Source organism: Streptomyces sp. B15 (genome assembly GCF_018070605.1).
Taxonomy (GTDB): Bacteria; Actinomycetota; Actinomycetes; order Streptomycetales; family Streptomycetaceae; genus Streptomyces; species Streptomyces smyrnaeus.
In genome coordinates this window covers 22,710-37,312 of sequence record NZ_JAGPXJ010000056.1, presented here as the reverse complement: position 1 = coordinate 37,312, position 14,603 = coordinate 22,710, and the positions used below count along the sequence as shown (strand labels likewise).

The window sequence follows — 14,603 nt, the reverse complement described above, 5'->3', positions numbered from 1 at the left end:
CATTGTTGTCCCGTGAACGACGACCACCTGTTGTCCATCGGACAGTTCGCCCGCCTGGCCCGGCTCAGCGTCAAACAGCTGCGGCACTACGCCGACCTCGGCCTGCTGCCTCCCGCCCGGGTGGATCCCGCCACCGGGTACCGCTACTACCGCGCCGGTCAGGCCCGCGACGCGCTGACCGTCGGGCTGCTGCGCTCCCTCGACGTGCCGTTGCCCGTCGTCGCGGAGGTGCTGCGCGGGGAACCCGACGCCGACGGCGCGCTGGCGGCCGTGCGCGACCAGCTCGACGAGGAGCTGGCCCGGCGGCAGCAGAGCCTCGCCGCGCTGGAACGGATCCTGGAGCGAGGGCTGCCCGGCGCCGACACCGCCGAGGTCACCCTCCGCGAGGAGCCCCCGCAGCGGGTCGCTCTCGTACGGGACGTCGCCTCCTCGCCGTTCGGCATCGGGCGGGTCACCTCGCAGTGTGTGGCCCGGCTGCTGCCGCTGCTCCCGCGCGACCGCCCTCCCCGGCTCACCGGGCTCTTCCCCCTCGACATGGGCGAGCAGATCCCGATCACGATCACCGCCGCGCTGGAGGAGGGGGCCCTGGCGCCGGAGTCCGCCGCGGTCGACCTGCTGCCCGGCGGGATGTTCGCCTGCGCCACCCACCTGGGCCCGTACGCGCAAATGCCGCTGACCGCGCACGCCCTGCTGGCCTGGTGCGCCGAGCACGGCCACGACCCCGCCGGGCCGCTGCGTGAGGTCTACGTCAGCGACCCCGCCGGCACCCCACCCGAGCAGCTCGTCACCTACCTGCTGGTTCCGGTGCACGAGACGCCTCAACCGAACGGCACGCTCGTATGAAGACCGATACCGCTTCCTGGTACACCGCCGCCGACGACCCCGAGCCGGCCGAGTTCGGGCCCGTGCGCGGTCTGGAAGTCACCGGGCGGGGGACGGGGTCTCGGCCCGGTGACCATCCGCCGGGTGCTCTCGGCGAGCCCGGTGACCGCCCACTCGGTCGCCACGTACCCAACGCAAACCCGCAGTACGGCCGTTGAACCCCGCCCTCTTGGAACTGCCCCCGCTTGCGGCAGGCCCGCGACTCGCGCGGCCGGAATCACACCTCGCTGCCGGACCGTTCGCCCTCCTCTTCCTCCGCTGTCACCCCCAGCTCCCGGAGGAACGCCGTGCCTGCCGGGGTGAGGCGGGTGGCGCTCCACACCAGGCGCTCCTCGCGTTGCGGACCGTCGCGTACGGGCAGGACGCGCACGCCGGAGAGCTGGGAGACGAAGGCGGAGGGGAGCAGGGTGATGCCCATGCCGTTGCGGACGAGACCGACCAGGAACTCCCAGTGCGAGACCTCGAAGGCGACCTCACGGTGCAGTCCGGCCGCCGCGAAGATCTCCTCCGTCTGGGCGCGGGCATGGCTGCCGGCGGCGAAGTCGACGAAGGTCTCCTCGGCGAGCCGGGCCAGCTCCAGCGGTTCCCGCGTTCCCTCCTGTGCGAGCGGATGGTCGGGGGCGACCATGACGACGTGGTGGTCGCGCACCAGGGTGCGGCTGCGGACACCCTTGGTGCGGAAGGCCGGGGTGACGCCGAGGAACGCCAGGTCGAGGGTGCCCCGGCGGACCTCTTCGACCAGCATCTCGCTGCGGCTGGACGTCAGACTGATACGCACCTGCGGATAGCGGGTGTGGAAGTCGCGGAGCAGCCGTGGCAGGTCGACGGAGGCGATGGTGCTGATCGCGCCGAGGGCGAGGGTGCCGCGGATCTCGCCGGTGGCCGCCGCGACCTCGGCGGCGGCCCGCTCGGCGGCCTCCAGCGACTGCCGGGCGGCGGGCAGGAACACCTCACCGGCCGGGGTGAGCGCCACCCGCCGGCTAGTACGGTCGAACAGCCGGGCGCCCAACTCCTTCTCCAGCTTGGCAAGCTGGTGGCTGAGCGCCGACTGGACGACATGGCAGCGCTCGGCGGCGCGGGTGAAGCCACCGGTCTCGGCGACGGCGACGACGTAGCGCAACTGCTGAAGTTCCATGTGCGCACCCTAGCCCCGATCGATCGCGCTGCACGATCGCTCGCATGACAAGGATGTGTTGGACTCATCGATGGCGTCCGCCGCAGTCTGAATCCATGACCGAAACAGCCCTCGGCACCTCCTCGGCGAGACCCGCCCGTACCAGCCCGGACCCCGCTGCCGCCGCACCCGGCCGGGGCCTGCTGCTCCTGATGGCGGTCGCCACCGGACTCTCCTGTGCCGGCAACTACTTCGCCCAGCCGCTCCTCGACCTCATCTCCCGCGACCTGCATATCGGCACCACCCTCGCGGGACTGCTGGTGACCGCCTCCCAGGCCGGATACGCGCTCGGCCTGCTGCTGATCGTTCCCCTCGGGGACGTCCTGGACCGGCGCCGGCTGGCCGTGGGACTGCTGGCGGCCACCGCGCTCCTCCTCGCACTGACGGCCGCCGCCCCCAACGGACCGCTGCTGCTGGCGGGCACCGTGGCCGTGGCACTGACGGCGGTCGGCGCACAGGTCGTCGTCGGCTACGCGGCAGCCCTCGTACCGGAGGAGGCACGCGGACGGGCGGTGGCCACCGTGATGTCCGGGGTGCTGCTGGGCGGGCTGCTCGCCCGTACCGTCTCCGGCGCGCTGGCCGGACTCGGCGGATGGCGCACCGTGTACTGGGTCAGCGCGATACCCGTCGCCGTGATGGCCGTACTGCTGCACCGCTACCTGCCGCGCGTACGGTCGACGGCCCGGCTGTCCTACCCCGCGCTGCTGCGCTCCTCCCTCGCCCTGCTGCGCCAGGAGCCGCTGCTGCGCCACCGCTCGCTGCTCGGCGGCCTCTCCCTCGCCTCGTACAGCGTGCAGCTCACCGCGCTCACCTTTGTGCTGGCCCGCCCGCCCTACGACTGGTCGGAGGGAGCGATCGGACTCTTCGGGCTGCTCGGCGCCGTCGGCGTCCTGGCGATGACCTTCGCCGGGCGGCTCAACGACCGCGGTTTCGTCCAGCACGTGACCGGGTCCGGCATCGTCCTGCTCGGCGGCGGCTGGCTGCTGCTCCTGGCAGGTGAACGCTCCCTTCTGTGGCTGTCGGTGGGCATCGTCGCGCTCAACGTCGGCCAGCAGGCCGTGCTCAACAGCAGCCAGACGGTGCTGTACGCGCTGCGCCCCGAAGCCCGCAACCGCCTCAACTCCGTCTTCATGACCAGCTTCTTCGTCGGCGGCGCCACCGGCTCCGCGCTGACCGCCGTGGTGTGGACCCACGCCGGCTGGAGCGGCGTGTGCCTGCTGGGCACCGGACTGGCCGCCGCCGCGCTGGCAGTGTGGGGCCTGGAGCGGGTGCGGGCGAAGCACTGACCTGGCAGATCCCACAACCGACTGCCGACCCCGGCGGTCGATCCCCCTTCGCTCACTCGGGAGTTGAACACCATGCGGATACTCGTCTTCGGCGCGGCAGGGAACGTCGGCAGCCGGGTCGTCACCGAGGCCCTCTCGCGCGGCCACCGGGTCACGGCCGTCGTCCGCGACCCGGTCCGCTTCCCCGCCCTGCACCCTGGGGACACCTCCCGGCCGAAGGCTGGGGGAAGAGCGGCCCGAGCACCACCGGGAGCGGTTCACGGTGGCCTACTGAGCTCGGTTCGCGGCGCGCTCGGCGGAATCCGGGACACAGCGGCCGTCCTCCGTACGGTAGGTCCAGCGCGCCCCGTCACGCACCAACTCCCGGACGGCGGTGACGAACCGGTCCACGTGCTCGTCGGGCGTTCCGGCGCCGAAGCTGACGCGGATCGCGTTCAGCGCGGGCGTCCCCCCGGCCGCCCCGCACTCGCCCGGGGTGTCGCCCCGCTGCCCGAGCAGGGTGCGCAGCAGCGGATGCGCGCAGAACAGACCGTCCCGGACGCCGATCCCGTACTCGGCCGAGAGCGCCGCCGCGAAGTGCGAACTGTTCCACCCCTCGACGACGAAGGAGACCACGCCGACCCGGTCGGCGTCCTCACCGAACAGGGAGAGGACCTTCACCTCGGGAAGGTCGGCCAGACCCCTGCGGAGCCGGCCCAGCAGCTCCTCCTCGCGGGCGGCGAGACGGTCGAACCCCGCCTCGGCCAGCGCCCGGCAGGCCGAAGCGATGGCGTAGGCACCGATGACATTGGGCGAGCCCGCCTCGTGCCGCGCCTCGCTTCGCTGCCACTCCACCTCCACGGTGCCGTCGTCGGTGCGGGACACTCGGCGGCTCGCGCCACCGCCCGCCAGATACGGCTCCGCGGCGCGCAACCAGTCGGCGCGCCCCGCCAGCACTCCCGCACCGAAGGGCGCGTACAGCTTGTGCCCGGAGAACGCCACCCAGTCCGCCTCCAGTTCCGTCAGGCTGACCCGGCGGTGCGGGGCGAGCTGCGCGGCGTCCAGCACCAGCCGCGCCCCGTGCCGGTGCGCGGCGCGGGCCAGCGCCCGCACCGGCCACACCTCGCCGGTGACGTTCGAGGCGCCCGTCACACAGACCAGCTTCGGCCCGGCGGGCGCCGCGTGCAGCGCCGACTCCAGCGTGGCGACGGCCGCTTCGGGCGAGCGCGGCGCGTCCAGATACGTCACGTCGTGCGCGCGCCACGGGAGGAGGGAGGCATGGTGCTCGGTCTCGAACACGAACACCCTGGTCCCCTCGGGCAGCGCCGCCGCCAGCAGATTGAGGGAGTCGGTCGTGGCCCGGGTGAAGACCACCTGGTCGCCCTCACGGCAGCCGAGGAACTCGGCGACGGTGCGCCTGCTGTTCTCGAACAGCTCCGTCGACAGCTGCGAGAGGTGACCGGCGCCGCGGTGCACGCTGCCGTAGTACGGCGCGTACGCCGCCACGTCGTCCCACACGCGCTGCAGCGCGGGCGCGCTCGCCGCGTAGTCCAGCGCCGCGTAGGGGGCTTCGCCCCCGGTGACGAGCGGCACCTGAACGTCGCGGCCCAGCACCGGCAGTACCTCATCGGTACGGGAGTCGACGGACACGGAGGAACAAGAAGGGGCAAAAGTGGCGGTGAGCGACATGGCGGTACTCCTGGCAAGGTGAAGGCAGTCAGCGGCAAGGGGGAATCACGGCATGGCGACGTCGTGTGCGGGTCGCCTGTCGGCGTGACAGATGCTGGTCGCCTGACGGCGTGAAGAGGCCGGCCGGCGGAACAGTGGAGGGCCGGGGGCGTGGAAAAGTGCCGCCCGTCGGCCCTAGCGCATTCGCTTGCTCACAGAAGACTCCCTCGTAGACCAGGACCCCTGGCGGAGAGGGATCCGCGCTTGCCGTAGACCTTGCTGTCCTACGGCCTGGTCATCACCCGGGGCACCCCGCCACGGACGGAGGGTTGCCGGACAGCGGGCCGGGGCCTTGGTCGCTGTCGCTCGTGACCTGCGAGGGAGTATGCCACAGGCTTTTCGGCCCCACCATCGCCCCGTCCACCATGTGGACGGGGCGCTTCCTCGCCGCCGCCCCCTGTTGTGGCCGCACGCCCTCGCTCCGCGGGGTGCGCCGCCCCCTGTTGTGGGGGCACGCCCCCTGGGTTCTCCGGCTGCCGCCGCCCCTGCTTGTGGGGGCACGCCCCCTGGGTTCTTCGGCTGCCGCCGAGGGGTCGTGTCGGGGGGCTCTGCCCCCCGACGGCCCCCCGCTAGGTGGGCTTCGCCCCCCCTAGAACCCCCCTTCCGCAACCAGGCAAGCCATTGCCTTACATGGAATCCGCCCGTGCGTTACTGCCCCCAATCCGGCCGGTGACGACCCTGCGGGTCGAGTGTTGGTGCCACTCCGCCCGCACCGGCGTTACCGGCAACGCCGGGTGGGAGGGACGCCGAAATTGCGTTGCCGGTGTCTCCTTCGCGGGAGGAGTCGCACCAGCGACGCTCCCGCAGGGTCGCCACCGGCGGGTCCAAGGACCTCAAGTCGATGGGGGACTTCACGTAAGGCAATGGCTTTTGTGATTGCGGAAGGGGGGTCCTAGGGGGGCGGAGCCCACCTAGCGGGGGGTGTAGGGGGGCGGAGCCCGCCCTACGCCTGTCCGGCGAGGACCGGGGGCTTGGGGGCAGAGCCCCCAACACCAGGGAGGGGGCTCCCTCCCAGCCGGGAGCGGGAGGTCAGGGTGGTGGTTACAGCGGGGTGAGCCCCCAACGGCGCGGCCACCACATCGGCACCGGCGGCAGCCAGCCGATCGGCGAAGAGACCGGGAGCCAGCAACCAGCCGGCGACGGCCACCCGAGCGGCTCCCTCCCCCCGCAACCGGGCGACCTCCTCCGCAACGGCGGGCTCCGCGGTGGCGGCCCACGCCACCGGCACGGACCGCCGCAGGAGGCGACCGAGCCGCCGTGCCATGGCGCGGGCCTCGGCGCGGGCGCCGGGGTCGGAGGAGCCGGCGGCGGCGAGCAGCACGGCGTCGCCCTCCTGGACGCCGGCCTCGGCGAGCCGGTCGACGAGTGCGGGCAGCAGCGCGGGGTCGGCCCCCAGCGCGGGTGCGACGGTCACATCGCCGGCCCGCCCCGCGGCAGCGACCTGCGCGGGAATGTCGACCCGCACGTGGTAGCCGGAGGCGAGAAAGGCAGGCACGAGTGTGACGGGGCCCGGTAGCCGGGCGAGGGCTTCCGCGATGGTCGGACCCCGTACGTCTGCGTAGGCGACGGCGACCGGCTGCCCGAGCCGGGCGGCGACCCCGTCGGCCAGTTCCCTGACGGTGCGGACGCCGGCGAGGTGCCGGGTGCCGTGGGCGACGAGCAGCACGGTCATATGTCGGCCTCGCAGACGGCAGCGGGGTCGAGGGCGATGCGGTAGCCGCGTTTGGTGACGGTCTGGACGACCGAGGAGGCCCCCAGCGAGGTGCGCAGCCGGGCGACGGCGGCTTCGACGGCGTGCTCGTCGGTGCCGCCGCCGGGCAGGTACGGCAGCAGGTCGGCGCAGGACATCACCTGTCCGGGGTGGCGGGCGAGGGCGCGCAGTATGGCCATGGGCCCGGGGCTGACGGGCCGCAGTTCGCCGTCGAGCAGCGCGGCCCAGCCGCGTACTTCCAGCGTGTGCCCGGCGGCGGGCAGGGTGGGCGCGGAGGCGGGCAGCCGTTCGCCGAGCAGCCGGACGAGGGCGCCGACCCGGAAGCGGTCGGGCCAGTAGGCGGGGATGTCCCGTGCGAGCAGGGGCGCGGCGGTGACGGGGCCGACGCAGGCGACCTGGGTGCGGCCGCGCAGTGCCCGGGTCAGCTCTTCGGTGCGGCCGCCTTCCTCGGCGCGGGCGTACATCCCGGCGGCGGCCAGTGCGCTGGTGAAGGTGACGGCGTCCACGCCGCCGCCCAGCACGGCGTCGATGAGCCGGTCGAGGGGGCCGGGGTCGAGGGGGCCCGTCCAGCGGTAGACGGGCACCGGTACGACCTCGGCACCGGCGCCGCGCAGCGCGTCGATGAAGTCGCGCAGTGGTTCGCCGTGCAGTTGGACGGCGACGCGCAGTCCGTCGAGGTCGTCGCGGGCCAGCAGGCGTTCGAGGACCTCGGTGGAGGATTCGGAGGCCGGGGACCAGGCTTCGCGGAGCCCGGCGGCGCGCAGCGCACCGCATGCCTTGGGGCCGCGGGCCAGCAGTTCGCTTCGGCCGAGGGCGCCGCGCAGGGCTTCACCCTCGCCCCAGCCGTCGGCGGCCTCCATCCAGCCTCGGAAGCCGATGCCGGTGGTGGCGACGGCCACGTCCGGTGGGCGGGCCACCAGCTGTTTGGTGGCGTCGCGCAGCTCTTCGTCGTCGGCGAGCGGGACGATGCGCAGCGCGGGCGCGTGGACGACCTCGGCGCCGCGGCGTTCCAGCAGCGCGCCCAGTTCCTCGGCCCGGCGCGCGGCCGTGACCGCCACGGTGAACCCGGCCAGCGGGGGGACGGGTCCCGTGCGGTTCCGCGACGGGTCAGGTGCCGACACCGCGTCTCCTTCCAGTGCTCTCCCGGATGCTGCCTGGTGTTCATCCTCCCCCGACCAGCGTTTCCACCGTGTTTCGCCGGGTCGAGACCTCGATCACCGGGCCGGTCAGCCGCACGTCGTGGACGGGGAGCCGGACGTCTTCGGCGTCCAGGCAGCGGCCGGTCGCCAGCTCGAAGGTCTCCTTGCCGAGGGGGCCGGTGACGACGGGGACGCCCTCCCGGTCGCCGACGATGCCGTGGCAGATGACGGGTGCCCCGCTGAAGGGGTCGAGATTCCCGACGGCGTGCACCTCGCCGGTGTGCAGCCGGAACAGGGCGACGGCGCTGCCGTCGGGCAGCAGTGCGGCGCGGCCCTGTTCGACGGGGAGCGCGTCCAGCGGGCAGACGGCGGACCAGTCGGTCGGGGGGCTGGTGGTCATGGTGTTCATGGTGCTGGTGGCGGTCATGGTGGTCACCTTTCTGCCGGCGGGGGCGGGGGTCTTCATCGGGCGCCCGCCCCGTCGGCGGCGGGCAGCTGCGGCATACCGAGGGACACCGGGCCCGGCACCGGTACCGGCTGTTCCCGCTCGACGGCGAAGGAGATCGCCGGGTCGGGGGTGTCGGGGGCGTTGACGAAGGAGGTGAAGCGGGCCAGTTTCGCCGGGTCCTCCAGGACGCCGCGCCACTCGTCGCGATAGTCGGCGACGTGCCGTTCCATGGCGGCGTCGAGTTCGGCGCAGATGCCGAGCGAGTCGTCCATGACGACGGCCCGCAGGTGGTCGAGGCCGCCTTCGAGGGCTTCGAGCCAGGCGGCGGTGCGCTGCAGGCGGTCGGCGGTGCGGACGTAGAACATCAGGAAGCGGTCGATGGTCCGCACCAGCGTGTCGTGGTCGAGGTCGGAGGCGAGGAGTTCGGCGTGCCGGGGGGTGAAGCCGCCGTTGCCGCCGACGTACAGGTTCCAGCCCTGCTCGGTGGCGATGATGCCGAAGTCCTTGCTGCGGGCCTCCGCGCACTCGCGGGCGCAGCCGGAGACGCCCGCCTTGAGTTTGTGCGGGGCGCGCAGTCCGCGGTAGCGCAGCTCCAGTTCGATGGCGAGGCCGACGGAGTCCTGGACGCCGTAGCGGCACCAGGTGGAGCCGACGCAGGACTTCACCGTGCGGACGGCCTTGCCGTAGGCGTGCCCCGACTCGAAGCCCGCGTCGGTGAGCCGGCGCCAGATGGCGGGGAGCTGTTCGAGGCGGGCGCCGAGCAGGTCGATGCGCTGGCCCCCGGTGATCTTGGTGTAGAGGCCGAAGTCGCGGGCGACCTCGCCCAGCACGATGAGGCGGTTCGGGGTGATCTCGCCGCCGGGGACGCGGGGCACGACGGAGTAGGTGCCGTTGCGCTGCATGTTGGCCAGGTGGCGGTCGTTGGTGTCCTGGAGGCTGCCGCGTTCGCCGTCGAGGATGTGGGTGGCGCTGTCGCGGGAGGCGAGGATCGCGGCGACGGCGGGTTTGCACACGTCGCAGCCGCGCCCGCGCCCGTGTTCGGCCACCAGCTGCGAGAAGGTGGTGATGCCGGTGGCCGCGACGATCTCGAACAGTTCGGCCCTGGAGTGGTCGAAGTGCTCGCACAGCGCCTTGGACTGCTCGACGCCGGCTGCTTCGAGGATCTGTTTGAGGGCGGGGACACAGGAGCCGCAGCCGGTTCCGGCTTTGGTGCAGGACTTGAGCGCGGGCACGTCGGCGCAGCCCTGTTCGGTGATGGCCTCGGTCAACGCGCCCTTGGTGACGGCGTGGCAGCTGCAGATCTGCGCGCTGTCCGGCAGCCCGGCCACCCCTCCCCCGGCCCCCACGCCGCCTGCGGACTCCGGGGCCAGCAGGGTGGCGGGGTCGGCGGGCAGTGCGCTGCCGACCAGTGGGCGCAGCAGCGGGTAGCCGGAGGTGTCGCCGACGAGGATGCCGCCGAGCAGCGTCTTGGCGTCGTCGGAGACGACGAGTTTGCCGTAGGTGGCGGCGACCGGGTCGTTGAGGACGACTTCCAGCGCGCCGGGCGTGGTGGCGTGCGCGTCGCCGAAGGAGGCCACGCCGACGCCGAGCAGTTTGAGCTGGGTGGCGGTGTCGGCGCCGGGGAAGCCGGCCTCGCCGCCCAGCAGCCGGTCGGCGACCGTCTCGGCCATGGCGTATCCGGGTGCGACCAGTCCGAGGGTCCGCCCCTCGATGCAGGCGACCTCGCCGACGGCCCAGACGCGGGGGTCGGTGACCGAGCGGCAGGTCTCGTCCACGACGACTCCGCCGCGCTCCCCCACCTCCAGTCCCGCGTCCCTGGCGAGTTCGTCGCGGGGGCGCACTCCGGCGGCGAAGACCACCAGATCGGTCTCCAGGAAGGTGCCGTCGGAAAGCTCCACGCCACTGACGGCGCCGGTCTCCGGGTCGGTGAGCACCTGCTGGGTGCCGGTGCCGGTGTGCACGGTCACGCCCAGCTCGCCCACCATGCGGCCGAGCAGCGCGCCGCCGCCCTCGTCGAGCTGGACGGCCATCAGGTGCGGGGCCATCTCCACCACATGGGTGGCCAGCCCCAGCAGCCGCAGCGCGTTGGCGGCCTCCAGTCCGAGCAGTCCGCCGCCGACGACGACACCGCGCCCGGTGGTGGACTTGTCGGCCGCGGCGCGGATGGCGGCGATGTCGTCCAGGGTGCGGTAGACGAGGCAGCCGGGTGCTGTGGCACCGGGCAGCGGCGGGACGAACGGCCGGGAGCCGGTGGCCATGACGAGGGCGTCGTAGGGCACCCGGTCGCCGGAGGCGGTGAGTACGGTGCGCCCGGCGCGGTCGAGTGCGCACGCCGGGTCGCCCAGCCGCAGTCCGACCCGCTCGGGGTCGTGCTCGGGCAGCCGCAGGGCGCTCTCGTCGGCACCGTCGAAGCAGGAGGAGAGGGCCACCCGGTCGTAGGCGGGGCGGGGTTCCTCGGCGAGCACGGTGATCTGCCACTGGCGCTCCACGTCGCGGGAGTCGAGGGCTTCGACCAGTCGGTGGCCGACCATGCCGTGGCCGACGACGACGAGCCGGCGCATGGCCGAGGACCCGGTTTCGGTTTCAGGGCGTGCGTGGGTCATGGGAGTCACCTCGGGGCGGTCGTGGCGGGAGTGTCACGGCTGGAGAGCGGGTCGGTCTCGGCGAGCCAGGCGGCGAGCTTCTCGACGGCGCCGCGGCAGCCGCCGCAGCCGGTGGTGGCGCGGGTGGCGTCGGCCAGTTCGCGGGCCGATCGGGCGCCGTCGTACCAGGCGGAGCGCAGGGCGCCCTTGGTGACGCTGTTGCAGCGGCACACCATCGCGTGGTCGGGCAGCGCCTCGCCGGTCTCGCCGCCCCCCTCGGGCGGCAGTGCCCGGCCGAGCATCAGGGCGAGCCGGTCGGAGGGGGCGGGGGCGCCCTTGTCGTAGAGCTGGACGAGTCCGGCGGCCGCGTCGGGCACCCCGAGCAGGATGGCGCCGGTGACCCGGTCGCCGTGCAGCACCAGCTTGGCGTACCGCTCGCGGGTCGGGTCCTCCAGCCGCAGGACCTCGGGGCCGCCTTCGGCCGGGGCGTGCCCGGTGAGGCCGTCGTCCGTCACGAACGGGTCGCCCAGGCAGGCCAGTTCGATACCGGCCGCCTTGAGCCGGGTCACCCGCGGGGTGCCCAGGTAGCGGGCGTACGGGTCCTCGCCGGTGAGCCGTGCGGCCAGGACGCCCGCCTGTTCCCAGCCGGGCTGTATGAGGCCGGGTTCGGCGTCGGCGCAGTCGCCGAGGGCGTGGATGTCCGGGTCGGAGGTGGTGAGGGTGTCGTCGACGGCGATCCCGGCCGGGCCCACGTCCAGCCCGCACTCCTCGGCGAGGGCGGTGTCGGCGCGTGCGCCGGTGCACAGCAGCAGCCCGGCGGCGGGCAGTACGCTGCCGTCGTCCAGGTGCAGCCCCTTGCCCGGCTCCCAGCGCACCGCCGCGACGCCCAGCCGCTGTTCGACGCCGGTACGGTGCAGCGCGCGGCCCAGCACCCGTCCTGCGGGCGCGTCCAGTTGCCGGTCCATCACATGCGGCGCGGGGTGCACGACGGTCACGGCGACGCCGCGTGCCACCAGCGCGCGGGCCGCCTCCAGGCCGAGGACGCCGCCGCCGAGCACGGCGATGCGCGCGCCGACGGCCCGGGCCCGGTCGGCGAGGCGGCGCAGCCTGCGCGCGTCGGCGAGCGTTCGCAGCGCGGTGACGCCCCGCGCCGGCGCGCCGCTGTCGCCGTCCGCGCCGTCTTCCCGCAGTCCGGGCAGCGGGGGTACGGCGGTGCGGGCGCCGGTGGCCAGCACGAGCCTGTCGTAGGGGAGTCGCCGCCCGTCGGCGGTGGCGACGGTGCGGGCCGCGCGGTCGATGCCGACGACGGTGGTGCCGGTGGCGAGCGGGCTCGCGCCGGAGGGTTCCGGTGCCAGGTCGGCCTCGGTCAGCGAGCCGGACAGCAGCCCCGGTAGCAGTACCCGGTTGTAGCCGCCGACGGGTTCGGCGCCCAGTACGGTCATCCGCACCCGCCTGCTGGTCGGATCGCGCCGCAGCGTCTCCTCGTGCAGCCGTGCGCCGACCATGCCGTTGCCGACGACCACGACGTTCAGCGCCCGGTTCACGCGGCCTCCTCCCGGCTCGCGGTGCCCCGCCGGTCGGCGCGCTCCAGCCGTACGGCGCTCAGCTTGAACTCCGGCATCCGGCTCACGGGGTCGAGCGCGGGGTTGGTCAGCGCGTTGGCGGCGCCGTCGCCCGGGAAGTGGAAGGGCAGAAAGACGGTGTCGGGGCGCAGGCTCGGTACGCAGCGGGTGCGGGCGAGGGTGGCCCCGCGCCGCGAGACGATCCGGGCGGTGTCCCCGTCGTCGAGCCCGGCGCGGCGGGCCGTGTCGGGGTGCACCTCGACGTACGGCTCGGGTGCGGCGGCCAGCAGTTCGGGCACCCGGCGGGTCTGCGCGCCGGACTGGTAGTGCTGCAACTGCCGCCCGGTGGTGGCGTACAGCGGGTACTCGGTGTCGGGCAGTTCGGCCGCTTCCCGGTGCTCGACGGGCAGGAAGCGGGCGCGCCCGTCGGGGTGCGCGAACCGGTCGAGGAAGAGCCGCGGCGTGCCGCGGGTGCCCGCTTCGCCGTCCGCGCCTTCGGGTACGGGCCAGTAGACGGCCTCGCCCGCGTCCAGGTGTTCGGGGGCGGCGCCCGCGTAGTCGGCGGTGCCGCCCGCCGAGGCGCGGCGCAGTTCGTCGAAGACCGCACCCGCGTCGGCGGGGAACTCGTGCGCGGACCGGCCCAGCCGCAGGGCGAGGCCGTGCAGCACGTCCAGGTCGGTGCGTACGCCCGGCGGCGGGGTCCGGGCGGGGCGGCGGCGCAGGACGCGGCCCTCCAGATTGGTCATGGTGCCGGACTCCTCGGCCCACATGGTCACCGGGAGGACGACATCGGCGAGTTCGGCGGTCTCCGAGCGGAAGAAGTCGGCGACGACCAGCAGGTCCAGGGCGCGCAGCCGCTCGACGGCGCGGCGCGCCCGCGGTGCCGAGACCGCCGGGTTGGAGCCCATCACCAGCAGCGCCGCGGGTCCTTCGGGGGTGCCGAGCGCGTCCAGCAGCTCCCAGGCGCTGCGTCCGGCGCCGGGCAGCGACTCGGGCGGGACGCCCCAGATCCGGGCGATGTGGGCACGGGCCGCCGCGTCCTCGATGTGCCGGTAGCCGGGCAGTTGGTCGGCCTTCTGGCCGTGTTCGCGGCCGCCCTGCCCGTTGCCCTGGCCGGTCAGGCAGCCGTATCCGGAACCGGGGGTGCCGGGCAGGCCGAGCGCGAGGGCCAGGTCGATCCAGGCGGAGACGGTGTCCACGCCCTTGCTGTGCTGTTCGGCTCCGCGCCCGGTGAGGATGTGGGCGCGGCGGGCGCGGGCCAGGACGGCGGCGGCGCGGCGCAGTTCGGCGGCGGCCACCCCGGTCAGCCGCTCGGTACGCTCCGGCCACCAGCGCGCGGCGCACTGCCGTACGCCTTCCCAGCCCACCGTGCGCTCCCGCCGGTAGGCGGTGCGCTGCGGCGTGTCCAGATGGCCCTCCACCAGTGCGACGTGCAGCAGCCCCAGCGCCAGTGCCAGGTCCGTCCCCGGCGCCGGCTGCAGATGGATGCCCCCGCCGTCCAGCGCGGCCTGTGCGGTGGCCGTGCGGCGCGGGTCGACGACGATCAGCCGCGCGGGGTCGAAGTGGCCCATCAGCGGTGGCATGGTCTCGGCCGGGTTGGCGCCGACGAGCACCACGGCCTCGGAGTCGTCCAGGTCGGTGACGGGGAAGGGCAGCCCCCGGTCGAGTCCGAACGCCTTGTTTCCGGCCGCCGCGGCCGACGACATGCAGAACCGGCCGTTGTAGTCGATCTGCGAGGTGCCGAGCGCGATCCGGGCGAACTTGCCGAGCGCGTACGCCTTCTCGTTCGTCAGCCCGCCGCTGCCGAAGACCGCCACGGCGTCCGCGCCCCGCGCCTCACGCAGCGCGCCGAAGCGCCGGGCCACCAGGTCCAGGGCCTCGTCCCAGCCCGCCGCGCGGAGCGGTGCGCCCTTGGCGTCCCGGACGAGGGGGGTGGTGAGGCGCTCGGGCGAGTCCAGCAGCTGCGCGGAGGTCCAGCCCTTCTGACAGAGGCCGCCCCGGTTGGTGGGGAACTCGCGCGGGGCGAGAGTCAGTCCGCCCGCCGCGGGGCCGGGTGCGGCCTGCGGGGTGAGGGTCATGGCGCACTGGAGGGCGCAGTACGGGCAGTGGGTG

Annotated in this window: 11 protein-coding genes, 1 pseudogene and 1 riboswitch; of the genes and pseudogenes, 3 read left to right on the top strand and 9 right to left on the bottom strand. The window is 74.1% G+C overall.

Annotated elements, in window-relative coordinates; all coding sequences use genetic code 11:
• Positions 1-12 precede the first annotated feature (12 nt).
• A complete protein-coding gene (locus KBY19_RS23420; protein WP_185016664.1) occupies positions 13-843 on the top strand; it encodes a MerR family transcriptional regulator in 831 nt (276 codons plus the stop codon).
• On the opposite strand, the gene KBY19_RS23415 is transcribed toward KBY19_RS23420, so the two are convergent.
• Both KBY19_RS23415 and KBY19_RS23410 read right to left on the bottom strand, forming a co-directional pair.
• Complete coding sequence (locus KBY19_RS23415; RefSeq protein WP_210966631.1) at positions 819-1,007, bottom strand: hypothetical protein; 189 nt, start codon at positions 1,005-1,007, stop codon at positions 819-821. The two genes, KBY19_RS23420 and KBY19_RS23415, sit on opposite strands and share 25 nt — an antisense overlap.
• A gap of 92 nt (positions 1,008-1,099) precedes the next feature.
• Positions 1,100-2,017 (bottom strand): LysR family transcriptional regulator, encoded by a 918-nt coding sequence (locus KBY19_RS23410; RefSeq protein ID WP_210957609.1) that lies wholly within the window; start codon positions 2,015-2,017, stop codon positions 1,100-1,102.
• A gap of 95 nt (positions 2,018-2,112) precedes the next feature.
• Here KBY19_RS23410 and KBY19_RS23405 point away from each other — a divergent pair, with 95 nt between their 5' ends.
• Both KBY19_RS23405 and KBY19_RS23400 read left to right on the top strand, forming a co-directional pair.
• Entirely contained in the window at positions 2,113-3,342 is a 1,230-nt protein-coding gene (locus KBY19_RS23405; protein ID WP_185016666.1) for an MFS transporter, read from the top strand.
• Positions 3,343-3,414: 72 nt separating this feature from the next.
• Positions 3,415-3,525, top strand: a pseudogene (locus KBY19_RS23400) (NAD(P)H-binding protein); the annotation flags it as partial.
• An 84-nt stretch (positions 3,526-3,609) separates the two neighbouring features.
• Here KBY19_RS23400 and KBY19_RS23395 read toward each other — a convergent pair.
• The 7 genes from KBY19_RS23395 to KBY19_RS23365 form a co-directional block, all read right to left on the bottom strand.
• A complete protein-coding gene (locus KBY19_RS23395) occupies positions 3,610-5,010 on the bottom strand; it encodes an aminotransferase class V-fold PLP-dependent enzyme (RefSeq protein WP_099879989.1) in 1,401 nt (466 codons plus the stop codon).
• 234 nt (positions 5,011-5,244) lie between these two features.
• Positions 5,245-5,363, bottom strand: a riboswitch (SAM riboswitch).
• Between the two features lie 629 nt (positions 5,364-5,992).
• A complete protein-coding gene (locus KBY19_RS23390; RefSeq protein WP_210966630.1) occupies positions 5,993-6,721 on the bottom strand; it encodes a sirohydrochlorin chelatase in 729 nt (242 codons plus the stop codon).
• Positions 6,718-7,881 carry a uroporphyrinogen-III synthase gene (locus tag KBY19_RS23385; protein WP_099879995.1) on the bottom strand — a complete coding sequence of 388 codons (1,164 nt, stop codon included), beginning with the start codon at positions 7,879-7,881 and terminating at the stop codon, positions 6,718-6,720. Before KBY19_RS23385 ends, KBY19_RS23390 begins: the two co-directional genes overlap by 4 nt.
• A gap of 40 nt (positions 7,882-7,921) precedes the next feature.
• Positions 7,922-8,326 (bottom strand): nitrite reductase small subunit NirD, encoded by a 405-nt coding sequence (nirD, locus tag KBY19_RS23380; protein WP_210966629.1) that lies wholly within the window; start codon positions 8,324-8,326, stop codon positions 7,922-7,924.
• 35 nt (positions 8,327-8,361) lie between these two features.
• Positions 8,362-10,950 carry a nitrite reductase large subunit NirB gene (nirB, locus tag KBY19_RS23375; RefSeq protein WP_247691328.1) on the bottom strand — a complete coding sequence of 863 codons (2,589 nt, stop codon included), beginning with the start codon at positions 10,948-10,950 and terminating at the stop codon, positions 8,362-8,364.
• Positions 10,951-10,955: 5 nt separating this feature from the next.
• Complete coding sequence (locus KBY19_RS23370) at positions 10,956-12,473, bottom strand: FAD-dependent oxidoreductase (protein WP_307843595.1); 1,518 nt, start codon at positions 12,471-12,473, stop codon at positions 10,956-10,958.
• Positions 12,470-14,569, bottom strand: a complete 2,100-nt coding sequence (locus KBY19_RS23365; protein ID WP_099886437.1) for a molybdopterin oxidoreductase family protein — start codon at positions 14,567-14,569, stop codon at positions 12,470-12,472. Before KBY19_RS23365 ends, KBY19_RS23370 begins: the two co-directional genes overlap by 4 nt.
• Between the last annotated feature and the right edge of the window lie 34 nt (positions 14,570-14,603).

Coding starts and splice junctions, on each gene's coding strand:
- KBY19_RS23410 (WP_210957609.1), bottom strand. CDS start 2,017: ATGGAACTTCAGCAGTTGCGCTACGTCGTCGCCGTCGCCGAGACCGGT.
- KBY19_RS23405 (WP_185016666.1), top strand. CDS start 2,113: ATGACCGAAACAGCCCTCGGCACCTCCTCGGCGAGACCCGCCCGTACC.
- KBY19_RS23395 (WP_099879989.1), bottom strand. CDS start 5,010: ATGTCGCTCACCGCCACTTTTGCCCCTTCTTGTTCCTCCGTGTCCGTC.
- KBY19_RS23390 (WP_210966630.1), bottom strand. CDS start 6,721: ATGACCGTGCTGCTCGTCGCCCACGGCACCCGGCACCTCGCCGGCGTC.
- nirD (WP_210966629.1), bottom strand. CDS start 8,326: ATGACCGCCACCAGCACCATGAACACCATGACCACCAGCCCCCCGACC.
- nirB (WP_247691328.1), bottom strand. CDS start 10,950: ATGACCCACGCACGCCCTGAAACCGAAACCGGGTCCTCGGCCATGCGC.
- KBY19_RS23365 (WP_099886437.1), bottom strand. CDS start 14,569: ATGACCCTCACCCCGCAGGCCGCACCCGGCCCCGCGGCGGGCGGACTG.